At 72.8% G+C, this 25,132-nt stretch carries 21 protein-coding genes; 11 read left to right on the top strand and 10 right to left on the bottom strand.

From position 1 onward, the window contains the following. The first annotated feature begins 16 nt into the window (after positions 1 to 16). From OG505_RS12045 to OG505_RS12030, 4 genes are all read left to right on the top strand, one after another. Positions 17 to 619 (top strand): MBL fold metallo-hydrolase, encoded by a 603-nt coding sequence (locus OG505_RS12045; RefSeq protein WP_405433218.1) that lies wholly within the window; start codon positions 17 to 19, stop codon positions 617 to 619. A gap of 361 nt (positions 620 to 980) precedes the next feature. Further along, positions 981 to 1,697, top strand: coding sequence for a hypothetical protein (locus OG505_RS12040; protein WP_405433216.1), 717 nt, complete (start codon positions 981 to 983; stop codon positions 1,695 to 1,697). Then, the gene (locus OG505_RS12035) at positions 1,694 to 4,906 is read left to right on the top strand and encodes a helicase HerA domain-containing protein (RefSeq protein ID WP_405433215.1); all 3,213 of its coding nucleotides are present in this window, start codon (positions 1,694 to 1,696) and stop codon (positions 4,904 to 4,906) included. Before OG505_RS12040 ends, OG505_RS12035 begins: the two co-directional genes overlap by 4 nt. A 21-nt stretch (positions 4,907 to 4,927) precedes the next feature. Further along, positions 4,928 to 6,646 carry an AIPR family protein gene (locus OG505_RS12030; RefSeq protein WP_405433214.1) on the top strand — a complete coding sequence of 573 codons (1,719 nt, stop codon included), beginning with the start codon at positions 4,928 to 4,930 and terminating at the stop codon, positions 6,644 to 6,646. A 114-nt stretch (positions 6,647 to 6,760) separates the two neighbouring features. Here OG505_RS12030 and OG505_RS12025 read toward each other — a convergent pair whose 3' ends face one another. The 7 genes from OG505_RS12025 to OG505_RS11995 form a co-directional block, all read right to left on the bottom strand. Beyond that, entirely contained in the window at positions 6,761 to 8,191 is a 1,431-nt protein-coding gene (locus OG505_RS12025) for a DUF6297 family protein (protein WP_405433213.1), read from the bottom strand. Continuing rightward, positions 8,188 to 8,811: an ATP-binding cassette domain-containing protein gene (locus OG505_RS12020; RefSeq protein ID WP_405433212.1), complete on the bottom strand. Its 624-nt coding sequence runs from the start codon at positions 8,809 to 8,811 to the stop codon at positions 8,188 to 8,190. The genes OG505_RS12025 and OG505_RS12020 overlap by 4 nt, the downstream gene beginning before the upstream one ends. A gap of 72 nt (positions 8,812 to 8,883) precedes the next feature. After that, positions 8,884 to 11,220, bottom strand: a complete 2,337-nt coding sequence (locus OG505_RS12015) for a tetratricopeptide repeat protein (protein ID WP_405433210.1) — start codon at positions 11,218 to 11,220, stop codon at positions 8,884 to 8,886. Between the two features lie 38 nt (positions 11,221 to 11,258). Next, complete coding sequence (locus tag OG505_RS12010; RefSeq protein WP_405433208.1) at positions 11,259 to 13,028, bottom strand: hypothetical protein; 1,770 nt, start codon at positions 13,026 to 13,028, stop codon at positions 11,259 to 11,261. Beyond that, positions 13,025 to 14,302 carry a hypothetical protein gene (locus OG505_RS12005; protein WP_405433207.1) on the bottom strand — a complete coding sequence of 426 codons (1,278 nt, stop codon included), beginning with the start codon at positions 14,300 to 14,302 and terminating at the stop codon, positions 13,025 to 13,027. Before OG505_RS12005 ends, OG505_RS12010 begins: the two co-directional genes overlap by 4 nt. Beyond that, a complete protein-coding gene (locus tag OG505_RS12000) occupies positions 14,299 to 14,931 on the bottom strand; it encodes an ATP-binding cassette domain-containing protein (protein WP_405433206.1) in 633 nt (210 codons plus the stop codon). Before OG505_RS12000 ends, OG505_RS12005 begins: the two co-directional genes overlap by 4 nt. An 88-nt stretch (positions 14,932 to 15,019) precedes the next feature. Further along, the gene (locus tag OG505_RS11995) at positions 15,020 to 16,012 is read right to left on the bottom strand and encodes a helix-turn-helix transcriptional regulator (protein ID WP_405433205.1); all 993 of its coding nucleotides are present in this window, start codon (positions 16,010 to 16,012) and stop codon (positions 15,020 to 15,022) included. Positions 16,013 to 16,056: 44 nt separating this feature from the next. Between OG505_RS11995 and OG505_RS11990 the strand changes: the two genes are divergently transcribed. From OG505_RS11990 to OG505_RS11970, 5 genes are read left to right on the top strand one after another with little or no spacing between them, the layout of a single operon-like run. Next, positions 16,057 to 16,536 (top strand): hypothetical protein, encoded by a 480-nt coding sequence (locus OG505_RS11990; RefSeq protein WP_405433203.1) that lies wholly within the window; start codon positions 16,057 to 16,059, stop codon positions 16,534 to 16,536. Next, complete coding sequence (locus OG505_RS11985; RefSeq protein ID WP_405433202.1) at positions 16,536 to 16,997, top strand: hypothetical protein; 462 nt, start codon at positions 16,536 to 16,538, stop codon at positions 16,995 to 16,997. The genes OG505_RS11990 and OG505_RS11985 overlap by 1 nt, the downstream gene beginning before the upstream one ends. A gap of 25 nt (positions 16,998 to 17,022) precedes the next feature. Beyond that, on the top strand, positions 17,023 to 17,274 hold the full coding sequence (locus OG505_RS11980; RefSeq protein ID WP_405433200.1) for a hypothetical protein: 252 nt from the start codon (positions 17,023 to 17,025) through the stop codon (positions 17,272 to 17,274). Between the two features lie 59 nt (positions 17,275 to 17,333). After that, positions 17,334 to 18,824 (top strand): flavin-containing monooxygenase, encoded by a 1,491-nt coding sequence (locus OG505_RS11975; protein WP_405433199.1) that lies wholly within the window; start codon positions 17,334 to 17,336, stop codon positions 18,822 to 18,824. Next, a complete protein-coding gene (locus OG505_RS11970) occupies positions 18,811 to 19,683 on the top strand; it encodes an SDR family NAD(P)-dependent oxidoreductase (RefSeq protein WP_405433198.1) in 873 nt (290 codons plus the stop codon). The genes OG505_RS11975 and OG505_RS11970 overlap by 14 nt, the downstream gene beginning before the upstream one ends. On the opposite strand, the gene OG505_RS11965 is transcribed toward OG505_RS11970, so the two are convergent. The 3 genes from OG505_RS11965 to OG505_RS11955 all read right to left on the bottom strand — a co-directional run bounded on the left by OG505_RS11965 (position 19,684) and on the right by OG505_RS11955 (position 22,902). Then, positions 19,684 to 21,162 (bottom strand): cryptochrome/photolyase family protein, encoded by a 1,479-nt coding sequence (locus tag OG505_RS11965; protein WP_405433196.1) that lies wholly within the window; start codon positions 21,160 to 21,162, stop codon positions 19,684 to 19,686. Between the two features lie 75 nt (positions 21,163 to 21,237). Next, positions 21,238 to 22,413 (bottom strand): low temperature requirement protein A, encoded by a 1,176-nt coding sequence (locus tag OG505_RS11960; RefSeq protein WP_405433195.1) that lies wholly within the window; start codon positions 22,411 to 22,413, stop codon positions 21,238 to 21,240. Positions 22,414 to 22,482: 69 nt separating this feature from the next. Further along, complete coding sequence (locus OG505_RS11955; protein ID WP_405433194.1) at positions 22,483 to 22,902, bottom strand: hypothetical protein; 420 nt, start codon at positions 22,900 to 22,902, stop codon at positions 22,483 to 22,485. A gap of 161 nt (positions 22,903 to 23,063) precedes the next feature. On the opposite strand from OG505_RS11955, the gene OG505_RS11950 reads away from it, so the two are divergent. Together OG505_RS11950 and OG505_RS11945 are read left to right on the top strand one after the other, a co-directional pair. Next, complete coding sequence (locus OG505_RS11950) at positions 23,064 to 24,149, top strand: S-(hydroxymethyl)mycothiol dehydrogenase (protein WP_405433193.1); 1,086 nt, start codon at positions 23,064 to 23,066, stop codon at positions 24,147 to 24,149. Further along, on the top strand, positions 24,149 to 24,778 hold the full coding sequence (locus OG505_RS11945) for an MBL fold metallo-hydrolase (RefSeq protein WP_405433192.1): 630 nt from the start codon (positions 24,149 to 24,151) through the stop codon (positions 24,776 to 24,778). Before OG505_RS11950 ends, OG505_RS11945 begins: the two co-directional genes overlap by 1 nt. Positions 24,779 to 25,132 lie beyond the last annotated feature (354 nt).

Below are 25,132 nucleotides of genomic sequence, written 5' to 3'. Positions count from 1 at the left end.
GGCGTACCGTCGCCGGATGCGGATCACCCGATTCACACACTCCTGCGTCCGCGTCGAGCACGACGGTGGGGTGCTGGTCGTCGACCCGGGCACCTGGAGCGAGCCGGACGCGCTCGTCGGCGCGGACGCCGTCCTGGTCACCCACGAACACACCGACCACGTGGACGTGCTGCGCCTGGCCGGGCTGGGCGTCCCGGTGTACGCCCCGGAGGGCGCCCGGCTGCCCGAGCTCGCCCCGCTGCCGGTGACGCGGGTGCGCGCGGGGCAACGCTTCACCGCCGCCGGCATCACCGTCAGCGCGCACGGTGGCCGGCACGCCGCCATCCACGAGGGCCAGCCGGACTGCCCCAACCTCGGCTACCTGATCGGCGACGGGCTCTACCACCCGGGCGACTCGGTGCACGTGCCGGACGAGCCGGTGCACACCCTGCTCGTTCCCGCCCAGGGGTCGTGGCTGCGCCTGGACGAGGCGATCCGCTTCGCCCGCGCGGTGGACGCCGCCGCCGCGTACCCGATCCACGACGCGCAGCTCAACGAGCGTGGCCTGGCCAGCGTCTCCGGCTGGTTCGCCGAGACCATCCCCGGCTACCGCCACCTCGCCCCGGGTGACACCGCCTGACTGCCGTCACCATCGGTCGCCGTCGCACCGAACCGGGATGCGGCGGCGGGTCCGCACGGCGCACGTCGTTGGCACGCCTCGTCAGGCTCACCGCCAGCACGAATGCCTCTACGCGTTAGCGGGCCGGGCCCGCTGTCGGCTGATCTATTCCGGACGAGGCGGCGGAATCAATGTTTTTCAGCCTTGATCGAAAGTCCGGAATATGACAGCGGTTCACGCCGCTTGGCACCTCAGCGGGCTCGCGCTCACCTCGAACGTGCCGCAATGATTGCTTCTCTCGGCAGCGTGGTCTCCCACCCACGGCCGGTCCCGCCAGGCATGCCGTCGTCCGTGCCCCCTCGCACACCCGGAGAACTGCCTCATGTCGAACAATCTTCTCGGTACGCCAGCCAGGCAGGCGCTCGTGGCGCTGATGACCCACGTCGCGGAGGCGTCCAATCCGGAGTTGTACGAACAATTTCGGCTGCGGATCGAGAAGAACGTCCGGGAGGAACTCGAATCCGCCGGGTTCATCGTCTGGCGCAAGGGCCTGCGTGGAACGATCATTCACGAGTTGACCGATGAGGGCTGGAAGCGGGCTCGCCGCGAGGTGGGGGCAGACGCTCCCGAACGGGCCACGTCGGCATGGCTGCTGCACTACGGGACGTTCAAGCACCTGGACCGGCTGCTGGCGGCCCACAACCTGCAGTTGGCCGATCTGTACGTCGGACCGCCGGGCGTCCCCGGCACCGACACACAGCCCTCCAACGAGGAGGTGTCCACGCCGCCGAAGGGCGCGGCCGTCCCGACGAACGGAGATCAGGCGGGCGAACCGGACGGTATCGAGGGCCGGATACGCGAGACGTACCTACGCCTCGCCGATGCACCAGGCAGTCTGGTTAGCCTGGCGCGACTGCGGGGCAGCCTGGCGGATCTGGCCCGCGACGACCTCGATCGTGTGCTCCGGGCAATGGACCGGCGGCGGGAGATCCACCTCGAGCCGGACCCCAACCGCAAGGCGCTGACGCAGGCAGCCCGGGACGCCGCGGTCGTCATCGGCGGTGAGGACAAGCACTTGATCACCATCGACCACTCATGATCGATCAGGCCCAGCGGCAGGCACTGCTGGAGTTACGGCGGCTGGACTGGGCGCCCACCCAGGAGGACGTCTGGTCCCCGCTGGACATCCACCTCGATGCGCTCAACGGTGAGGCCGGTGCCGCTCTTTTGCGCGCGTACGGGGAAGCGCTCGCGAGCACCGGACGGAGCCCACTCGGGCTGATCCTGGAGGGCCAGCACGGCGCCGGCAAGACCCACCTTCTGCGCTGGGCACGTGAGCAGGTGCAACGCGGTGGCGGCTATTTCTTCCTCCTCGGGATCTCCGACGGCAGAGCTTTCTGGCCGAATGTCGTGCACACGCTCCTGCGGGGTCTGCGGCGTTCCGGTTCGTACCGGCACACCCAGTTGGAGGTGCTTCTCGACCGGCTTTGTGAGCAGGCCGCCGTGGGAAGGGAGTTGCGCGACCGGGTTCGTGGACGACATCCGTTGACCACGGAAACGCTCGACACCTTCGTGACCGCGCTGCGGCGGGTGGACCCCGATCTGGGACGCGAATGTCGGCATACGTTGCGGGCCCTGGTGTTGCTGGCCGCCAGGGACGATACGGCTCAGGACCTCGGTGAGGCGTTCCTGACCTCGATGCCCGATGAGGACCCTGGCGACCACGCCCGGTGGGGCCTGCCAACCCGGGCAAAAACGGCACAGGAGGTCGCGGAGGAAATCTCCCGCCTGTTGTCCAGCACCGGTGCCAGCATGCTCGCGGTCGATCAGATCGACACCGTCATCGCGCAGGCTCGGACCTCCGGCGTCGACCACGGGCAGCCGGATGCCGCGCCGACCGAACCTGTCGCCGTTGCCGAGGAACTCGGGCATGGGCTGATGCAACTGCGGGAGGCGCTGCGGCGCACCGTGACGGTGGTGGCGTGCCTGCCGACCTCGTGGCAACTGATCGGCAATCGCACCGTCGACTCCGTGCGCGACCGGTTCCGTCGGGAGACGCGGCTGAGCCGACTGCCGTCACCCGAGGTGGGCGCGGAGCTGGTCGCCGCGCGCTTCGGCCCCCTGTTCGAGTCGGTCGGGTTCGCGCCGCCGTACCCGACCTGGCCAGTGATGCCGTCGGCATTCGTCGCCGCCCCCGACTACACACCGCGATCCCTGCTCGAGCGGGTGGACGAGCACCTCCGCGTCTGCCTCATGACCGACAATGTCGAGCCACTTCATGAGTTGGACCAACGGGTTGCGCCACCCGAGAGGGCGCCGACGGCTCGGCCGCAGGATATGGAGTCGGTGCAGCGGCGGTTCGTCGAGCTGCGCGAGTCGGTCGGCATCGACCACGCAATGGATCCCGCCTGCGAGGACGTCGAGATGCCGCGCCTGCTCGGGGCCGGCCTGCGGGCTTGGACGGTCGAGCAGGGAGATCTGGACGGGCGGTACAAGGTCGTGCTCGGCGAGGACGGCAACCCGTCGATGCACGCATGGCTTCGGGAGAGCCTCGACGAGACGACCGAGGACGAGGCGCACTGGTCGTTCCGTGCGCTGTCGCACACCCACCACCGGGCCGTGCAGGCGCGAATCGAGCGGCTTCGACAACTCGTCGGCCTGGATCCCAGCATCGACAAGCGGCGTGCGGTCCTGTTGCGCAACGCCGGCTGGCCCACCGGCCCGGTGACCCGACGGCTCGTGCGGGAGTTCGAGGCTGCGGGCGGGTTGATCACCATGGTTTCCACCGACGACCTGCGCACCTTCGCGGGGCTCGCGGTGTTGCTCGACGAGAACGCTCCGGCGCTCGATGACTGGCTGCGGCTGCGCCGTCCCGCCGGCAACACCGCGCTCTTCCGAACGGTCTTCGGTCCACCGCCGGGCACTGCGGCTGCGCAGCCGCCCGGCCCCGGGCGGCCCGCAGGCCCGTCGGATCAGCCGGGTCCATCCGATCCAGCACCGCGCGAGGTGGGCGACCGCGACCCCGGCCGGACCGCATCCGACGAGCCGTCCGGCGTGGTGTCGTGTGCGGAGACGACCGGGGGCGCCGGCCTGCTCCTCGGGACGGTGGTCGAGACCGGTGTGTCAATTCGGGTGCCGTTGGAGTCGTTGCGCAAGCACACGGTCATCTTCGCCGGCTCGGGATCGGGCAAGACCGTGCTGATTCGGCGGCTGATCGAGGAGTGTGCCCTGCAAGGGGTCTCGACGATCGTGCTCGACCCCAACAACGACCTGGCACGGCTCGGTGATCCATGGCCGGAGGCGCCGCCGTCGTGGCAGCCGGGAGATGCCGAGAGGGCAGCCGCTTACCTGCACGGCACGGACGTGGTGGTGTGGACTCCCCGTCGGGAAGCTGGGCGACCGCTCAGTCTTCAGCCGCTGCCGGACTTCGCCGCCGTGCTCGACGAACCCGACGAACTTGCTCTCGCCCTGGACACGGCCGTGGCCGGGCTCGCACCTCGGGCGCGAATGGGCGGCAAGACAGCGAAAATGGACCGTGGGCGGGCGGTGCTGCGTGAGGCGCTCGCGTACTTCGCGTTCAGCGGAGGCACTGGTCTGCGTGACTTCGTCGCGTTGCTCGCGGACCTGCCCGACACCGCCACCACGCTGACCCGGGCCGGTGAACTGGCGCACGACATGGCCGAGACCCTCAAGGCGGCGATGATTCTCGATCCGCTGTTCGGTGGTGCCGGTGTGCCCCTGGACCCGGGCGTTCTCCTGACCCCGTCGGCCGGCAAACGAGCCCGTATATCAGTGATCAGTCTGGTGGGGCTGCCCAGCAACGAGCAGCGGCAGGGCTTCGTGAACCAATTGCAGATGGCGCTGTTCGCGTGGATCAAACAACATCCCGCCGGTGATCGCCCGCTCGGCGGGCTCTTCGTGATGGACGAGGCGCAGACCCTCGCGCCATCGGGTTCGTTGACGGCCTGCACCGAGAGCACTCTCGCCCTGGCCAGTCAGGCCCGCAAGTACGGTCTCGGCCTGATCTTCGCGACGCAGGCGCCCAAAGGCATTCACAACCGGATCGTCGGCAACGCCGCGACCCAGTTCTTCGGCTTCCTCAACAGTCCAATCCAGATCGCGGCGGCGAGGGAGGTGGCGCAGGCCAAGGCGAGCGCAGTCCTGGACATCTCCCGACTGACCGCCGGGCAGTTCTATGCCGTGGGTGAGGGCCTCGGCTTCCAGAAGCTGGCAACACCGATGTGCCTCAGCCACCACCCGACGAGCGCGCTCACCGTGGAAGAGGTACTGGTCCGGGCCCGGAGTTGACAGACCGGCAGGGGGAACAGCATGGATATCGTCATCGACAGCCTGGTTCGGCAGTTTCAAACCGACCGCGACCTCGTCGGGCTGCCACAGGACGAGGCATTCGAAGCCTTCGCGGGCTTCTGTGTGCTCAGCTCGTTCTACGAAAGCGACTTCAGTCCGGACGTCTTCCGGATGGGGGGTGGCAACGACCTCGGCATCGACGTGTTCGGCATTCTGGTCAACGGTGAGTTGCTGCACGACGAGGCGGATGTCAGGGCGGCGACCGAGCAGGCACGCCAGTTGGACGTACGGATCATTGTCGTGCAGGCGAAGACCAGCCCCAAGTTCGAGTCGAAGGTCATCGCCGACCTGGCGGACAACCTCGCGCATGTCGTCGACAAGGCCGACCTGCCATATCCGGCCTCCACGGACGTGGAGAACCTCCGAGGATGTCTCCGGGCGGTCTACGCGAACATCGCGAAGTTCTCCGGCGGCCGGCCCAAGCTGCACGTCCGGTACGTCACCACCGGTGGCCAGGTGGCGGACATGCTCCGCAAGAAAGCGGCATCGGCCGAGCGGGGACTGATGCGTTCCGGCCGCTTCGACGTGGTCGACGTGCACTGCGTGACCCGCGACGAGTTGCGTGAGTTGTACAAGCGCGCCACGCAGGCGGTACCAGCCACCTTCGAGATGCTCAAGAAGCTCTCACCGCCGACCATGCCCGGCGTCGTGCAGTCGCTGTTCGGCCTGCTACCCGCCCGCGAGTTGGTGTCCCGGGTGCTGACCGATCCGGCCGGCAACATCCGCAAGGCCCTTTTCCACGAGAACGTGCGGGACTTCCAGGGCTACAACGGGGTCAACGCCCAGATCCGGGACGCCATCAGAGATCCACTCCAGCACCGTCGCTTCGCCGTACTCAACAACGGCGTCACCATCGTCACCAGAGGGCTCAACGTGGTCGGTGACGAGGTGCACATCCGAGACTTCCAGGTAGTCAACGGCTGTCAGACCTGCCACGTCTTGTTCGACGAGCGGGATCGGCTCACCGACGACGTGCAGGTCAGCGTCCGTATCGTGCACAGCGAGGACGAGAAGGTCATCGCTGGCATCATCGCCGCGACCAACCGGCAGACCGCGGTGAGCGAGGAGGAGCTTTCGACCAGGGAAGACTTCCACCGCCGACTGGAGGACTGGTTCGCGGCGCAACCGGCACCGCGCCGACTGTGGTACGAACGCCGGTCCAAGCAGTACGCGACCCGCAACGAGGTGGAGAAGACGCGGGTGGTCAACCGTTCCCAACTCACCCGTGCCTATGCCGCGATGTTCCTCGGGGAGCCGGCGGCCGCCGGTCACTATCGCGACCTGACCCAGCGTCACCGCGATGCGCTGTTTCAGCAGGACCATCTCCCGGACGCGTACTACGCGGCGGCTGCCGCCCACTACCGCCTCGAGTGGCTGCTGCGAACCAGGCGGATTCGGGCGACGCTGCGGCCGGCGCGCTACCACCTCATGGCGGCGATGCGGTGGCAGGTTCTCGGAACGGAGCGCCTCACCGGCAATCCCCGGCGCGCCAGCGAGCAGTGCCGGCGACTGCTCGATCTGGTGTGGGATCCCAGTGCTTCGGAGCAGGCCGTCCTCAAACTCCTGCCCACCCTCGGGGGCATCATCGACGCCGAACAGCAGAGTGGTGTGCCCCTCGGACAGATGGTCCGCAACCGCCGGTTCGCCGACGCCGTTCGAGCGGCGGTGTTACGAGGATGACGGTCGCGTCCTCTGCGCTCCGACGCCCCATCTCCGGGGCAGGTCGACAGGGCCCACCTGAGAACCTCGGTAGGCGCGCCACCAGGACCCTCGCGGTGGGGCGGGGACGCGGGGTCAGCCCAGGAAGAGCTGCACGAGCACGAGCACGGCCAGCAGTGCCGGCCCGCGTGAGCCCTGGCGCAGCAGGTCGACCGGGACCATCCCGAACGGCGTGTTGACCGTCGCGCCGCCGTAGTTGATCGGCGGGCGGGTGCCGGCCCGCCAGGCGGCGGCCACCACCCCGGCCGCCAGCGTCGGCGCCAGCCAGGCCGGGCCGGCGTCGAGGGTCGGCAGACTCGGCAGGGTCAGCAGCCACCACAGGCCCGCGCCGACCGCCGGCGCCACCACGTGGATCCCGCGCAGCGCCGCGTCGCTGCCACCGAGCGCCCGGCGCAGCCCGGGTGACCGACTGACCGCGCGCAGGCCGCCGGTAAGCCGGTCGGTGGCGACGTAGGCGAACACCACCTGGGTGGCGCCGGCGAGCCCGGGCAGGGCGAGCGCGGCGGCGTACTGGACGCCGACCAGCCCGGCCCAGATCAGCAGGGCGCTGGGGTGGCGGCGCAGTCGGCGTACGTCGGCCTGCAGCAGCGCCCACCACGGCGGACCGGGCAGGAGGCGGCGGCTGCGGACCCGGCCGATGCGCCGCCACCGCCGGCTCTCCACCAGGCTGGTGAGCATGCTCGGGTCGAGCAGGATCGTGGCCGTCGCGGCGGCGTTGGCGAACTGCGCGCCGGTCGTCAGCGTGGCCCGGTCCACCCGGGGCAGCGCGCGTACGGCGAAAACCGCGCCAAGGACCGCGAGGGGCACCCCGACAGCGACCAACGCGCCGGTCGGCAGCGCCGCTGGCCGGGGAAGTTCGTCGCCGAGGCGACCGGCGATCACCGCCAGGGTCGCGATGACGGCGGCCGTCACCATCGGCGTCGCCCCGACCACCGTCGGCCAGCGGCGGCCCGCCCGGCTGCTCTGGGCGACGACGCTCAGGGCGAGCGCGGCGGCGCCCCACCCGGCGCCGGCCGCCGCGGCCCAGCCCACGGCACCCAGCTGGGTGACGCCGCCCAGCACGGCCACGGCCACCGCGAGCAGCGCCGTGCCGGCCGCCGCGCCCGCCAGCAGGACGCCGAGGCGCGGCGCCAGCCAGGCCCGCCGGTCGACCGGGGCGCTGGTCACCCAGCTCTGGGTGGCCGGGGTGACCAGCAACGGGCCGAGCGCGCGCAGACCCCGCCAGGCGAGCCCCGCGCCGGCCAGCAGCGCGGCGACCGCCAGCCACCAGCGCACCCCCGCATCGGCCCGGCCGACGGAGGGGGAGACCAGCACGTCGCGGCTGGCGCTGACCGCGAACCAGCCGTACATGCCCACGAAAAGCACGATGACGTACGCGTCGCCCAGCACGTCGCCGAGCGAGTGCTCGTGGTGGCGGCGGCGGGCCCGGCGCAGACGCGTACGCACCTGCCGGGCGGTGGGCAGCCCGGCGGGCGTCTGGGCGACCGTGGCCGGCGGGGCGCTCACCGACCGATCTCGATCCGCTCGTCGACCACCGCGTCGATCAGCTCCGGGTCGTGCGAGGCCAGCAGGACGGCGGTCCCGGCGTCCCGTTCCCGGCGCAGCCGGTCGGCCAGCCACTGCCGGCCGCGTACGTCCAACCGCTGCTCAGGCTCGTCCAGGATCAGCACCCGTCGGGGGCGCACGAAGCACGACGCCAGCGCCAGCCGGCGGCGCTGCCCACTGGACAGGGTCACCGGCAGCTGGTCGCGGGCCGGTTCCAGGCCCAGCTCGGCGAGCACCTCCTCGACCGGCTCGGCGTCGCCCCCGTGGGCGTACGCGACCAGCTCCAGGTGCTCGACCACCGACAGGTCGGGGAAGAAATCGATGTCATCCAGGGCGGCCGCGACCAGCGCCCGCACCTGCGGATCGGTCTCGTCGGCCCGGCGGCCCTGCACCAGCACCTCACCGGCGTCCGGACGGTCGGCGCCGACCACGCACCGCAGCAATGTGGTCTTGCCGCTGCCGTTGGGGCCCAGCAGCACCGCGATCCGACCCGCCGCCACCGTGAAGCTCACGTCGTCCAGCACGACCAGGTTGCCGAAGTTGCGGCTGAGTCCCCGCACCGAGAGAGCGTCCACGGTCACACACTCTCCCAGACCCGTGCCACCGACCAACGCGAGCGATGGACATCACGCCGGCTGGGCGGGACAAGCGGCTCAAGGGCCGGCCGGCGGCGGGTCGAGGTCCTGCTCCAGGCGATCGTCCGCAGCGGCCCGCGCCGGGTCGTCGTCGACCTCCTCGGCCACCGCCGCCGCGTCGGCCCAGAGTCGCCGCGCCTCGGCCCCGTCGCCCAGCGCGGCGGCAGCGTCGCCCAGGTACAGCAGGGTGCGGCCCAGCCCCGCCGTGGGCCGGGTCGCCGCCCGCAGCCGCCGGCTCTCGGCCAGCAGCTCGTACGCCGCCCGCGCCTGCCCCGGCGTGCTGGTCAGCAGCGTCGCCCCGGCGTTGAGCAGCGCCGCGGCACGGCTGGTCGGGTCGTTGACGGACTCGTACTCGCGCAGGGCGGCCCGCCACGCCTGCGCCGCGTCCAGGTGCTCGCCGAGGGTCGCGTGCACCAGCACCAGATTGGTCAGCGCCGCGGCGTAGCCGCGCGCGTCACCCACCGACCGGAACGTGTTCGCCGCCCGCACCAGGTGGTGGTGCGCGGTGTCCAGCTCACCGCGGGCCAGTTGCGCCGCGCCCAGGCCCAGGTCGGTGAGGGCATGCCCGGCGCGGTCCGCCGTTGAGCGGTGCCGGCGGGACAGCTCCAGGTGCTCCACCGCGTCGTCGAGCTGCCCGAGGTCGAGCAGGGCCAGACCGAGGTTCATCCGTGCCTGGGCGGTGCCCCGCCGGCCGCGCTCGGCCACGGCGAGGGTGAGCGCCGCCGCCGCGCCCTGCGGGTCGTGCCGGCGCCGGCGCAGCACACCCAGCTCGTTGTGCGCCCACCCGGCGATCTCCGGCCGGTCGTCGGCGGTCGGGGTGGCCAGGACCGTGCGGCAGACCTGCTCCCACTCGTCGAGTCGCTCGACGTGCGCGAGCCACCCGCACAGCGCCACGGCCAACCGGAACCACCACCGGCGGACCCGACGGGGCAGCGTCTCGGCCGCCCCGGCCGGCACCCGGACCACCGCCAGCAGCAGCTCCTGGTGCAGGTCGAACCAGCCGTACGGGTCGTCGTCGAGCGGCAGCGACCACTCCCGGTCCGGCGGGGAGCCGAGCACGGCCAGGTTGGCCGCGTGTCGTTCGGCCCGGCGGGCCAGGTGCCGGGTCAGCCGGGCCTGCGCGGCGACCCGGGAGCGGGCCGGCTCGGCGTCGCGCAGGTGCAGCCGGGCGTTCGCGGCGAGCAGCGGGCGGACCTCGTACCGGTCGCCGCTCGCGCCGACCACGAACGCGGCGGCGGCCAACTGGTCGAGAAGCGCTGTCACCCGCTCGGGGTGGCGGCGGGCCAGCGCGGCGATGGTCGGCCGGTCCACCGGGGCCGGGGTCAGCGACATCAGCCGGTACAGCCGACGCGCCTCGCGGGTCAGCGCCCGGTACGCGGTGTCCCGTTCGGTGACGAGCTGGGCCGCTGGCGACACGGCGACGCGCTGGTGGGGCGGGGTGCGTACCGCACGGCGCAGCGCGTCCAGCACGTCGGAGTGCCGCCAGCCGTGCTGGGCGGTGCGGTATCCGAGCGCCCGCACGGTGCGGGGCTGCCGCCCGCACAGGTCGACGATCTCGCGTACCGCCGGGTCGGTGCGCGGGTCGGCGCGGCGGATCCGGGCGGCGGGCGCGGCCCCGCCGGCCGCCGCGAACAGCTCGACCGCCTCCTGGGGACCGGGCTCGGCGATCCAGTGCTCCACCACGCCGCCCAGGCCGCTGAGCGCGGGGCCGCCGGCCAGCAGCAGCCGGCAGGTGCGGGCGGTCGGCGGCAGCAACGCGCGGACCTGCTCGGGACGGTCGACGTTGTCCAGCACCAGCAGGATCTTGCGACCGTCGAGCTTGCGGCGCAGCGCGGCGGCGGCGGCCGCGAGGGCGTCCGGGCGGCCCGACGTCGGTGGCGCGGTGCCCAGGACGCCCGCCAGCGCGGTGAGCACCTGCCGTGCGGAGCGGGGACGACCGCCGCGGCGCAGGTCGAAATGGTACTGCCCGTCCGGGAAGTCCTCCCGGCACAGGTTCGCCGCCTGGACGGCGCAGGCGGACGTGCCCACCGCCCGCCGGCCCAGCACCGCCACCGCGTGCTCGCGGGCGAGCAGGTCGAGCACCGCCTGGACGTGCTCCTCCCGGCCGGCGAACCCGGCCGTGTACGGCAGGGTGGGCACGTCGGTCAGCGGTGTGGTCACGACGTCGGTGGGCTCCGGGCCGGTCTGGCGGACGGCACGTCGTCGGCGCAGCTCGAACGCCACGAAACCGACGCCGCCGATGACCGCCACCACGATGCTGGCCGGGCCGAGCACACTGGCCGCGAACTCGGACAGCAGGTTGCTGGCCAGATTGCCGAACACTCCGCTGAGCAGCGTGCCGATCGTCACGAGCATCGGCCAGCGCGGTGTCCGGCCGGGACCGGTGGGGCCGGTCACCGGACACCCCCGGAGACCAGCCCGGCGACGAGCTGCCGTCGGGCGAGCACCATCAGCACCACCGGAAGCACCGAGGCGAGCACCGACCCGGCGGCCAGGACGCCGCTGTTGGACACGAAGCCGCGGCTCTGCCCGGCCAGGAACAGACCGAGCGGGGTGGCCTCCGGCCCGCTGAACAGCAGGCCCACGGCCAGGTCGTTCCAGACCTGGACGAACTCCAGCACGGAGACGGCGATCACGGCCGGCAGGTTGTGCCGGGCCAGCCGGTGCAGGGTGCCCCACCAGCGCCGACCGCCCAGCCGGGCGCCCCGCACCTGCTCGGCCGGCAGGTCGGCGAACGCGTTGCGCAGCACCAGCACCGCGAACGGCACCCCCAGCGCCACGTGCACCAGGGCCAGCCCGCGGGCGGTGCCGGAGGAGAGCACCACGCCGAGCACCTCGTTGACCGGCCCGGCGATCACCTGCACCGGGACGACGGTGGCGGCCATCAGCAGCAGCCCGGTCGCCTGCGCGGCCGGCCCGGTCAGCCACGCCAGCGGGTACGCGGCCAGCAGCGCGACGAGAAGCACCGTAGCGGTGACGACTGTCGCCAACAGCAGCGTGAAGCCCAGCGCCCGCCACAGCTCGCCGCCACCGAGCAGCGCCGCGTAGGAGCCCGTCCCGGGCGGCGCCGACCACCAGCCGCGCGCGGCGGCGTCCACCTGCCCGTGCGCGGAGGTCGCCACGAGCACGACGAGCGGAATCAGCCAGGCCACCGCGCCGCCCGCGACGAGCAGCCGGAACAGTCGTCGCGGCGGCGGGGTCGTCGGGGTGGGCCCGGGTGTCGCCTCGACGCGGGGTGGCGGCCACGCCTGACGGACGAAGAACGCCGCCACCAGCATCCCGGCGGCCACCGCCACCAGCCAGACGACGCCGAGCGCGGCGCCCTGCCCGGTGGTGGTGCCGCCCGAGGTCTGCCAGACCCGCAAGGCGAGCACCGCCGCGTCGTCGCGGACCGACCCGGGCGTCATGACGAGGATCAGGTCGAAGGTCCGGCTGGTGCCGAGCGCCACCAGCGCGAAGACCACCGCGACGGTACGCAGCAGCAGCGGTCGCCACTGCGCGTCCCACAGGACGTGTCGTCGACCGCCGCCGTAGGCGCGGACCGCGTCGGCGAGGCTCGGCGGCAGCCGGTCCAGTGCGGCTCGGAAGACCAGCACGGCCAAACCCACCCACGCCCAGACGAACGCCGACATCAGCGCCACCGTGACCAGGCCCGGCCCGAGCAGTTGCGGCGCGTTGTCGTCGGCGCGGCCGGTCAGCCGTGCCGCGAGCAGGGTGGCCAGGCCGCGGGTCGGGTCGGGGTCGTACATGAGGCGGAAGGTCACCCCGGTGACGACCAGCGGCAACGCCACCGGCACCAGCAGGATCAGGCGGACCAGCCCGCCCTCCTGGGAGCGGCGGGACGCCACGGCGAACAGGTAGCCCAGCGCCGTCACCACCGCCGGCACCAGCACCGCCCACAGCACCGTCCGGCCGACCACCGCGCCGGTGCCGGGCGCGGCGAGCGCCGCGCGAAAGTGCTCCGCGCCGACCCAGCGACCGTCGGTGGTGACGCTGGCGTGCAGCGTGCGCAGCACCGGCCACAGCACCAGCGCGCCGAGCAGCAGCGCGGCTGGCAGCAGCAGCGCGGAGGTCGCCCCGGCCGCCGGGTAGGCCCGGCCGCGCCGGGGCGGGCCCACGTCGTCGAGCACCGCCAGCTCGCCGAGCACCTTGACCTGACTCATCGGTCACCGCCCGCGTCGCGGGCCGCCGTCGCGAGCTGCCCGGTGGCCCGGCGAACCGCCGCACCGGCGGAGACACCGTCGGTGACGTCGGCGAAGAAGTCCTGCATGATCCGCCAGATGCCCACCCCGTCGGAGCCGGTGAACGGACCGGGCAGTTGGTCGGAGAGGTCGAAGTGCAGGGTGTCGGGGCCGCGCATCTCGCGGGCCAGCTGGCGACGGACCGGGTCGGCGTAGTCGGTGAGGGCGATGGTGGTGTTCGGCGACAGGTAGCCACCGGCGCGCAGCCAGGGCTGGAACGAGTCGGCCCGGGTCAGCCACTCGACCAGCTCCACCCCGCCCCGGGCGTCGGCGAACACCACCGCCACGTCCCCGCCCACGATCAGCGCGCCGCCGCCCGTGCCGGCGCTCGGGAACCGGAAGGTGACCGGCTCCTCCGTGCCGCGCCGGAACCGGCCGACCACCTCGGCGGTGAAGTCGGCCTCGAAGACCATCACCGCCCGTCGGGAGCGCACCACCTGGATCACCGACTCCTCGTACTGGGTGAGCAGAGCGCGTCGGCCGCCGCCGGGGAAGGCGCCGTCGATGCTCCACAGCTCGGCGAGCCGGTCCAGGGTGTCGCGCACCGGCCGGCCCTGCCAGTCGGCGTCCGGCCCGGCGAGGGCGTCGTAGGCGGTCGGCGCGAGGTCGGCCAGCACGTTCTCGAACCAGTCGGTGAGCACCCAGCCATCCGCCGCGCCGATCGCCAGCGGCGCCGGGCCGGCGCCGCGCCGGGCGAGCGCGCCGAGGCGGCGGGTCAGCGAGACCAGCTCGTCCCAGCTGGTCGGCTGCTCCGGCAGCATCGAGGGCAGGTGCCAGACCAGTGACTTGTGCGCGGCCTTCACCCAGACGCCGTAGCGCTGCCCGCCGGCCATCAGCAGGTCGCTGAGCCCGATGGGCACCGCGTACTCGGTCGAGGGGCGCACCGGGCGCAGCCAGCCCCGCGCGGCGTACTCCGTGACCAGGCCGGGGCGCGACAGGATCGCCACGTCCGGCGAGGTGCCCGCGAGGTGTCGGGCGCGCAGGAACGCGTCGATGTCGTTGCCGGCGCTGACCACGCGCACCGGGTGGGGATAGGTGGCCACGACCTCCCGGAAGCGGTCCAGCTCGCTGCCGCTCCAGACCACCGCCACCTGCACCGAGCGGCTGCCGCCGGCACACCCGGCCGCGGTCGCCGCCGCGCCGGCCGCGGCGGCGCGCAGCAGCGTACGCCGGGTGACCCGGCCGGCCGGCGTCACCGCAGCGCCTCGTCGGACTCGGTGACCAGCTCGTGGCAGCGGGGGATCTCGGCGAGCGTGGCCGGATCGGCGGTGCAGACGAGCACGGCCACCCCCGGTGCGTCCGGAGGCGCCAGTCGGGGCAGCAGGTCGGCGAGGCGACTGCCGCCGGAAGGGTCGACGGGCAGGTCGACGACGAGCACCTCGGGCAGGCAGACCGCCGCCCGGGCCAACGCCACCCGGAAACGCTGGGCGTCGGAGAGCAGGTGGGGCAGCAGATCCAGCGTCGGTGCCAGCTCCAGCCGGTCCACCACGGTCGCCGTCCAGTCGTCGGCCACCTCGTGCACCCGCTCGCGTTTGCGCTGGCCGTACTCGATGTTGCGGCGCACGGTGAGCTGCGGCAGCAGCGCGCCCCCAGCGGGCACGTAGCCGATCTGCCGGCGCGGCGGCGCGAGGGCCGTGACATCCCGGTCACCGACCATGATCCGCCCGGTGACCGGGGCGGCGAGCCCGGCCAGCACCCGGGCCACGGCCGTGCCGACCCGCGGTGGCGCGACCAGGGCGACCGTCGCGCCGGACGGGACGTCGAGGGTCACCGGCCCGGTGCCGGGGACGGCGACCAGTGCGCGTAGTCGTAGCGTGGCCCTCACCTCCGGTGACCGCTGGTGCCCGTCCCAGGGTGGCACACCCTGCCGACAGTCGATGTCCCGCCGTCTTCCACTGTGGAAGCGGCGGTGGCTAGCGGGTCGGCTGGCCGGAGGGGGCGTAGAGGGCGGCCAGCCCGGCGGCGGTGGCGGCCAGGCGGTCGCGCAGCGCGAGCGGGGTGAGCACCTCCACGTCGGCGCCGAGGCGCAGCAGGTCACCGTGGGCGTGGGTGAGCGACTCGATCGGCAGGACGGCGGTCACCCAGCCGTGCGCGTCGGGTGGCCCGGCGCTGGCGTCCACGGCGGACACCACCGGGTCGCTGCCGATCTCCCGCAGCCGTTCCCGGCCGGCGGGGGACAGCCGTACGGTGGCCTCGTCCTGGTGCAGCCGTTCCCGGAAGCGCAGCACGTGCTCCCGCCACCAGGCCGGCAGGTCGAAGTCGGCCGGTCGGTCGAACTCCTGCGCCAGCGGGGTCAGCGCGAGGATCTGGTTGACCCGGTAGGTCGCCGGCTCGGCGCGGCCCGGTCGGGTGGCCACCACGTACCACCGGCCGCCCTTGAGCACCAGGCCGTACGGCTCCAGCACCCGGGTCACCTCGCCGCGCCAGCCGCGGTAGCGCACCTCGACGCGCTGCTGGCGCCAGACGGCCTCGGCCGTGCGAGCCAGCTCGGGAGAGGCGTCGCCGTCGGCGTACCAACCGGGTGTGTCCAGGTGGAAGCGTTGCCGCAGCTGGGTGGCCCGGTCGCGCAGGGGGGCGGGCAGCGCGGCGTGCAGCTTGAGTTGCAGGGCGGCCACCACGTCGCCGTAGCCCAGCTCGTCGGCGGGGCCGGGCAGCCCGGCCAGGAAGAGCCGGTCGGCCTCCTCGGCGGTCAGGCCGGTCAGCCGGGTCCGCCAGCCGTCGACCAACTGGTAGCCGCCGGCGTGCCCGGCTTCGCCGTAGAGCGGGATGCCGGCGGCGTGCAGCGACTCCACGTCCCGGTAGATGGTGCGTGGGGAGACCGACAGCCGCTCGGCGAGCTGCGCGGCGGTCAGCCGGCCGTGCGACTGGAGCAGCAGCAGAACGGAGAGAAGTCGACTGGCCCGCACTTCACTGACACTAGCTGTCAGGGGAGTGGTCCTACCGTCCCGGCATGGCATTTCGCGACAAGGATTTACGAACGCTGGCGCCGGTCCTGGTGGACGGTCGGCAGCTCAAGCGCTACCACATCGACCAGCCGGAGCGCCCGATCGAGCCGGAGGTGCGCAAGGCGGCGTACGACCTGCTGCCCGCGCTGCTGGCCGACGTCCCGTCCGACGGCACCCCGGCTGCCGGCTGGGTGGTGCTGCACCGGGGTGCGGACACCGGCGCCTACCTGCTGGCGTACACCTGGGTGTGGGACAACGTGGTGGAGGCGCGCATCGCCGTGGCCGGCCAGCCCGCGCTGGACTGCCCGGACGACGACCCGACCCACTTCGTCGACCTGCGGCGGCCCGGTGTGGGCTGCGTGTGGGAGTTGGCGGTGCTGGAGCACGAGCGGGCCGCCTGGGTGCGCCACGTGTTGACACCCCAGACTCCCGATTTGACCGGCTATCTGGATGACACGCGAGCGGAAGGGCCGGTGGGCCGCTGATGGGCGACTTCGACTTCTTTGTGGGCACCTGGAACGTGGTCAACCGTCGGCTGCGCGAGCGGCTGACCGGCTGCGACGAGTGGGACGAGTTTCCCGGGGTGTCGGTCGCGCACAGCTTCTTCGGTGGCGGCGGCAACTTCGACGAGATCACCCTTCCGACCAAGGGTTTCTCCGGCGCCACGATCAGGATCTTCGACCCGGCGAGCGAGCAGTGGTCGATCTACTGGATGAACAGCGGTCGTGGGGAGTTGGAGCAGCCGCCGATGGTGGGACGTTTCGTCGACGGGGTGGGCCGCTTCTACGCCGACGACCAGCACGAGGGGCGGCCGGTCCGGTGCCGGTTCATCTGGTCGGGGATCACCGCGACCACGGCCCGCTGGGAGCAGGCGTTCTCGGTCGACGACGAACGCACCTGGGAGACGAATTGGATCATGGAATTCACGCGAGCGTCCACGGACTAACCTGCGGGCGTTCCGGTGGTCGGAGGTGACCGGGTTCGAGGCGCGGCCCGCGCTGCTCCTCGGCGAGCCGACCGTGCGGGACGCCTGCTGGGTGCGCACGACCGACGGGGCGTTCGAGTCGGCGGTGCAACGGCGTTCCCGCACGGGAGGCTGGCGCAAGAACAACGGCCCGGTGCTCTCCGCCGACGACTTCGCGCGGATGCTCGCCCGGCTCGAGGCCGAGCGGACCTCCCACCGCTACGGTCAGCTCGGCGGCCCGGCGGTGGTCTCGCGCTAGGTACCAAGCGTCCGGGGCGGTGTTAGTGTCCGTCCACCGCCCCGGACGGGAGGAACGCGATGCCCTCCGACCACGTCGACGTGCTCATCATCGGCGCCGGCCTGTCCGGCATCGGCGCCGCCTGCCATCTGCGCCGCGACTGCCCCGACAAGACGTACGCGGTGCTGGAGGCACGGGACGCGGTCGGTGGCACCTGGGACCTGTTCCGCTACCCGGGCGTCCGGTCCGACTCGGACATGTTCACCCTCGGCTACTCGTTCCGGCCGTGGACCGACGCCACGGCCATCGCCGACGGCGCGGCCATCCGGGAGTACGTGCGCCAGACCGCCCGGGAGTACGACGTGCAGCGCCGCATCCGCTTCTCCCACCAAGTGACGCGCGCCGAGTGGGACAGCGACGCCGCCCGCTGGACGGTGCACGCCCAGCGCGTCGACACCGCCGAGACCGTGGTGCTGACCTGCTCGTTCCTGTTCGCCTGCACCGGCTACTACCGTTACGACGAGGGCTACACGCCCAGCCTGCCCGGCGTCGACGCGTACGCCGGGCGGCTGGTGCACCCGCAGCACTGGCCCGACGACCTCGACCACTCCGGCCAGCGGGTGGTGGTGATCGGCAGCGGCGCGACCGCCGTGACGCTGGTGCCGGCCCTGGCGCGGCGGGCCGCGCACGTGACGATGCTGCAACGCTCACCCACGTACGTCATCGCCCTGCCCTCGCGCGACCGGCTGGCCGGCGCGCTGCGGCGCTGGCTGCCGGCGAACGCCGCGTATGCCGTGGTGCGGTGGAAGAACGTGCTGCTCTCCACGGTCAACTTCCAGCTCAGCCGACGCGCGCCCGGCCTGGTCAAGCGGCTGCTCCGGCGCGGCGCGAAGCGCCAGCTGCCGGTCGGGTACGACGTCGATCGGCACTTCTCGCCCCGCTACGACCCCTGGGACCAGCGGCTCTGCGTGGTGCCCGACGGTGACCTGTTCACCGCCGTGCAGCAGGGGCGGGCGTCCGTGGTCACCGACACGATCGACACGTTCACCACGCACGGGGTCCGGCTGGCCTCCGGCGACGAGCTGAGCGCCGACATCGTGGTGACCGCCACCGGGCTCAACCTGCTCGCGCTCGGTGGCCTGACGCTGCGCGTGGACGGCGTCGACGTCGACCTGCCCGGGACCGTCGCCTACAAGGGCATGATGCTCTCCGGCGTGCCGAACTTCGCGCTGACCATCGGCTACACCAACGCGTCGTGGACTCTCAAGGCCGATCTGGTCGCCGGCTACGTCTGCCGGCTGCTGCGCCACCTGGACCGCACCGGCCAGCAGGTCGTCACCCCGCTCCCTCCGCCCGACGCGCGGCGGGTGCCGCTCATCGACCTGCGCTCGGGCTACGTGCTGCGCAGCGTCGACGCGCTGCCCAGGCAGGGCGCGCGGGCACCCTGGCGGCTGTATCAGAACTACGCCCGCGACGTGCTGCTGATGCGGCACGGCCGGCTCACCGACGAGGGTGTGCGCTTCTCCCGCGGCACCCGCCAGAAAAGGAGCACCGATCGTGCGGAGGTTTGAGTTCGCCGGCGCGACGGCCGTGGTGACCGGCGCGGCCAGCGGCATCGGCGCCGCGTTGGCGCACGGCCTGGCCGCTCGGGGCAGTGACCTGGTGCTGCTGGACCGCGACACCGAGCGGCTGGACGCCGTCGCCGCCGCCATCCACGCCGCACACCCGGACCGGCAGGTGCACACGTACCGGGTGGACCTCGCCGACGCGGCGGCCACCGCCCGGGTCGCGGTCGAGATCGGCCAGCGACACCCTCGCGTCCGGCTGCTGGTCAACAACGCCGGCGTCGGCCTCGGCGGCCGGTTCGACCAGGTGACGTTCGACGAGTTCAGCTGGGTGATCGACATCAACTTCCGGGCCGTGGCGCAGCTGACCCACGCGCTGCTGCCCGCCCTCAAGGCCGAGCCAGGCGCGCACCTGGTCAACGTCTCCAGCCTGTTCGGGCTGATCGCGCCGGCCGGGCAGGCCGCGTACGCGGCGAGCAAGTTCGCCGTCCGCGGCCTCACCGAGGCGCTGCGACACGAACTCGTCGACGACGGCATCGGTGTCACGTCGGTGCACCCCGGCGGGATCCGCACCCGGATCACCGAGAACGCCCGGATCGGCAGCGGCGTGTCGATCGAGGAGTACACCGCCGGCCGGGCCCAGTTCGAAAAGCTGCTCACCATCGCGCCGGGGCGGGCCGCCGAGGTGATCCTGCGAGGCGTCGAGCGGCGCCGGGGCCGGGTGCTGATCGGCTGGTCGGCGAAGCTGCCCGACCTGCTGGCCCGGATCATGCCGGCCTCGTACAACCGGTTGCTGGTCGTCGGCCTCAACCGGGGGGTCGCCCGGCCCGTGCCGGCCCCGCCGCCCGTCGCGGACCCCACCTGATCACGGAGGGCTGCTGCCCCGCTTCTCCTCCTGCGCCAGCACCGCCTCGCGGTGCTCCGGCTCGTCGCGGCGGGCCAGCTCCGCGGCGAGCCGCGGGTCGGCCACCAGCCGCTCCCGGTTGCGGTGCAGGAAGCTCTCGAAACCCCCGGTGTACGGGCAGGCCAGCTCGCCGAGCGCCCGCTCGGGCGTGTAACGGCAGCCGGCGCAGTAGTCGCTGATCTCGTCGATGTCGGTGCCGTCCACCGCGTACGGGCGGGTGTCCACCCGGGCCAGGTCGGCGTACTGGCTCATGCCGATGACCGTCGCGTTCATCACCCAGTCGGTGCCGTCGACGAAGCAGCGCTCAAACCAGTCCGCCACCTCGGTGGGACGCCAGCCACGCTGCAACGCGTAGTTGCCGAGCACCAGCAGCCGGGGGCTGTGGTGCGTCCACGCCCGGTCCCGGACGGCGGCGAGCACGTCGGCGAGGCAGCGCGCCTCCACCGCGTCGGCGTCCAGCTCGGCGAACCACTGCGGCATCGGCTCGGTCGCGGCCAGCCAGTTCGCGCCCCGGAACCGTGGCTCGTGGTACCAGTACAGCTGCCAGAGGAACTCCCGCCAACCCAGCAGCCCGCGGATGAACGGCTCCACCGCCGTGCGTGGCGCGACGCCGGACCGCCACGCCTGCTCGGCGGCGCGTACCGCCGGCTCGGGGTGCAGCAGCCCCAGGTTGAACGACGACGACAGCGCCGAGTGCGCGAACAGCGGATCGTCGGCGCTCATCACGTCGGCGTAGCGGCCGAACCCGGGCAGCCGGTACGTCAGGAAGTGCGCCAGCCGGGCCTGCGCCTCGGCGTGCGTGGCCGGGTGCTGCCGGGGGCCGTCGCGGCCGACGAACCGCACCCCGTCGGCCGCCCACCGGTCCAGATCGTGGCGGACCTGCGCGTCGATGTCGTCCTCGACGATCGGCGGTGGAGGCGGCGGCGTCGCCGGCACGGCCGGGGCCTCCACCCGGGGCCGGCGCGGCGCGGGGGCGCCACCGGACCCGCCGGTTCCCCGGGCCGTCCCGCTCAGCACGTCGTGCCAGCGACGAGCCTGCCGGTAGAAGTCGGCCATCCGCAACGGGCCCCGACGGGTGCGGTCCGCCCACGTTACGAAGTCGGCCTGGCTGGTGATGAAGCCGCGCGGCGGCAACACGGTCAACCCGGGCACCGAGCGGGCGAACTCCAGCGCGGCCCGGGAGTGCGGATGGCACACCTCCACCGGCTCGGCGACCTGAGCCAGGGCCTCGCGGAACGTGCCGGTGCGCAGCAGCAGCGCCCGGTCGCCCAGCTCGGCGGCGCGGTGGCGTACGGCGGAGAGGATCAGGTGCGCCTTCTGCCGGTGCATCGGCCGACGGCGAAACAGCTCCCGGACCTCCACCAGCAGGACCAGTTGATCGGGGTCGTCGAGGAAATGTGGCCCGAGTTGGTCGGCCAGCAACCATCGGCGGCGAGGCATGCCGCAATTCTGCCGACTTCCGGGCCGTCCCGCGCGCCGGCAGGCCGAGCGGTCGATGCCTGATCCAGATCGGGATCAAGCCGGGAGCGTCGCGGCCGCCCCGGCGTCGCGTCCGCGCAGCAGCACCGTCAGCGTCACGAGGGCGACGAGTAACACCGCGAGCACCTGCACCGGGGCCGGACCCAGCGGCACGAGCAGCGCCAACAGGGCGACGACCGGATAGGCGACGACCACCGCGCCGTGCTGCTGGCGGCGCACGAGCAGCACCCAGACGGTCAGCAGGTAGACGGCTGTCGGCACGGCCACCGCGTACGCGGCGGTCGTGCCGGAGATGTGCGCGAGGTGCCGCTCGTGGTCCACCGCCACGGGCAGGCCGGCCCCGACCGCGGCGATCGCCCCGAAGATCAGATAGTGGCCGTAACCCCAGATGAGCGAGTACGGCAACCGGTCCGGCGCCTCGACCGGACGGTCGAAGTAGAGCCACCAGAGCGCGAACACGATGAGCGCGCCGGCCGCCGCGAGCGCCCAGAGACCGTGGTCGCCCGCGTCGAGCCCGGTCTGGATCGCCACCGAGATCGCCAAAACCGCCTCGCCGAGCACGATCAGCGTGAACAGTCCGTACCGCTCGCCGATGTGCCCCGGGTGCCACGGCGTCATCCCCGGACGCTCGGCCACCGCCGGCACCAGCAGATCGGCGAGCGCCAGCAGCACGAACGCCCCGATGCCCCAGCCGTCGGGCAGCGCCAGCCGCAGCAGCCAGCCGAGCTGCACCACGGTCACGCCGATCGCGTAGCGGCGTGCCGCCGCCCGGTGCGCCGGATCGCCGGCGGCCGCCCGGATCCACTGTGCGACGGCGGCCAGCCGCATCACCACGTACCCGTAGGTGATGATGGTGAAGTCACCGTCGGTGAAGGCCCGGGGCACCCCGGCCGCCAGGATCAACGCCCCGGTGATCTGCACCAGCGTCGTGATCCGGTAGACGTCGTCGTCGGTGTCGTACGCCGAGGCGAACCAGGTGAAGTTCATCCACGACCACCAGATCGCGAAGAACACCATCAGGTAGCTGGTCAGCGCGTGGACGAGGTGGCCCTTGGCGACGTCGTGGTGCAGGCTGGTCGCCGCCTGCGCCACGGCCACCACGAAACACAGGTCGAAGAAGAGCTCCAACGGGGTGGCCGCGCGGTGCGGCTCGTCGCGGCGGCGGGGCCTCATCGGCCGGTAGAACGGCCGCACCGAACGACTGTGGGTCACCGCAGCTCCTCAGGCCGACCGCGGGCTCGCCCACCCGACAACGGGTGGCGGCGACGCGATTCGCCCAGGTCAACCGCGCCGACGGCCGTGGGTCAACCCCTCCAGCACCAGGGTCAGGCCGGCGCCGACCAACCAGACGTCCTTGGCCAGCCCCGTGCCCTGCTGTGTCGGCCGTACGCTGCCCGGCTCGCGCAATCCGGGCGTCTTGAGGTACAGCTGCACGAGGCCCGCGCCGAACGCGGTCAGGCCGAGCCCGACCAGGGGCGCCGGGACGAACGGCGCGAGCAGCGCGGCCCCCAGGGCGATCTCGGAGTACGACAGCAGCTTGGCGAACCGCGGCGGCTCGAACTGACCGAGCTGCGGCATGGCCGCCACCGCCATCCCGTGCATGGCCTGCGCGGCCTCGCCCTCCAGGTTCCGCTTGCCCAGACCCGAGTTGAGGATGTACGCCCCGATGGTGACCCGCAGCGGCAGGTGCGCGAATTTCATGATCACTCCCGGTGGTCGTGGTCCGAATTGTGACCCGCGTACCCCGCGTGATCCCCGATAACCCGTGATCGCGGTAGGTTCGGCAGGGGCCCACCCGCCGAGCCCGGTTCACCCACCTGCCCGGTGTCCGGCCCCGCCGCAGACCACCAGCAGGAGGCGAAGTGAGCCAGGAAGTCCGGGGAGTCATCTCCCGCAGCAAGGGCGCACCGGTCGAGGTCACCACCATCGTGGTGCCCGACCCCGGCCCCGGTGAGGCGATCGTCCGGATCCAGTCCTGCGGGGTCTGCCACACCGACCTGCACTACCGCGAGGGCGGCATCAACGACGACTACCCGTTCCTGCTCGGGCACGAGGCGGCGGGCGTGGTCGAGCAGGTGGGGGAGGGCGTCACGGACGTCGCCCCGGGCGATTTCGTGGTGCTCAACTGGCGGGCGGTCTGCGGCGTCTGCCGGGCCTGCCGTCGGGGTCGGCCCTGGTACTGCTTCAACACCCACAACGCCGCGCAGCGGATGACGCTCACCGACGGCACGGAACTCACCCCGGCGCTGGGCATCGGCGCGTTCGCCGAGAAGACGCTGGTGCACGCCGGTCAGTGCACGAAGGTGGCCCCGGCCGCGCGGCCGGCCGCGGTGGGCCTGCTCGGCTGCGGCGTGATGGCCGGACTGGGCGCGGCGATGAACACCGGCAACGTGACTCGCGGCGACTCGGTGGCGGTGATCGGCTGCGGCGGTGTCGGGGACGCGGCCGTCGCCGGCGCTGCCCTCGCCGGCGCCACCACGATCATCGCGGTGGACACCGACAGCCGCAAGCTGGACTGGGCCCGACAGTTCGGCGCGACGCACACCGTGAACGCCTCCGAGACCGACCCGGTCGAGGCCATCCGTGCCGCCACCGGCGGCTTCGGGGCCGACGTGGTGATCGACGCGGTGGGGCGACCGGAGACCTGGAAGCAGGCCTTCTACGCCCGGGACCTGGCCGGCACGGTCGTGCTGGTCGGCGTTCCGACCCCGCAGATGCGGATCGAGCTGCCGCTGCTGGACGTCTTCGGGCGCGGCGGCGCGCTCAAGTCCAGCTGGTACGGCGACTGCCTGCCCAGCCGCGACTTCCCGATGCTCACCGAGCTGTACCTGCAGGGCCGTCTCGACCTGGACGCCTTCGTCACCGAGGAGATCGCTCTGGATCAGGTCGAGAACGCGTTCGACCGGATGCACCACGGCGACGTGCTCCGCTCGGTGGTGGTGTTCTGATGGCCGTCCGGGTCGACCACGCGGTCACCTCCGGCACGTTCTCGCTCGACGGGCAGACGTTCGAGGTGGACAACAACGTCTGGGTGATCGGCGACGACGACGAGTGCGTCATCCTCGACGCGCCGCACGACGTGGCCGCGATCCTCGCGCTGGTGGGCGGTCGCCGGGTCCGGGCGATCCTGGCCACCCACGGGCACGACGACCACGTACGGGTGGCGCCCGAACTGGCCGAGGCCACCGGCGCTCCGGTACTGCTGCACGCCGCCGACCGGGTGCTCTGGGACATGGTCCACCCCCAGCTGCCGCCGCACGGCGAGTTGCGGGACGGGCAGAGCATCGAGGTGGCCGGCACCGTGCTGTGGGTGCTGCACACTCCCGGGCACAGCCCCGGCGCGTGCAGCTTCTACGCCCCGGACCTGGGGGCGGTGTTCACCGGCGACACCCTGTTCCACGGAGGGCCGGGCGCGACCGGGCGCTCGTACAGCGACTTCGACACCATCGTCGAGTCGATCCGTACCCGGCTGCTGACCCTGCCCGCCCAGACGGTCGTGCACACCGGGCACGGCGACGACACCACGATCGGCGCGGAGGCCCCGCACCTGCCGGAGTGGCTGGCACGCGGTCACTGACGACGGCCTGCGCCCGGCCTGCGCGGCGCCCGGCCTGGGTGTCGCGGCCGGGCTGGGTGTCGAGGCCGGGCCGACGCCCGGCACCGCGGCTCAGCGTTCGTCGGCGGCGCCGAGCACCGGCTTGACGTCCAGGACGGGGGTGCCGTCGAGGGCCTCCGGCCGACAGGTCGGTCAGGGCCCGCTCGACCTGCGGGTCGAAGATCAGCCACGCCGTTGGCGCACCCTCATCGCCCTGCCGGGGCGCGCTCGCCGCGTCGGTCAGCGGCGAGGCCACCCGACCGACCGGACGCAGCAGGTACGTGTCGTCGCCGTACGTCTCGACCATCGTCGCTCCCCTCCGGACGGTGTCAGCCT

Origin of the sequence: Micromonospora sp. NBC_00617 (genome assembly GCF_045161355.1) — a bacterium.
Lineage (GTDB): Bacteria > Actinomycetota > Actinomycetes > Mycobacteriales > Micromonosporaceae > Micromonospora.
This window is presented reverse-complemented; position numbering and strand designations above follow the sequence as displayed.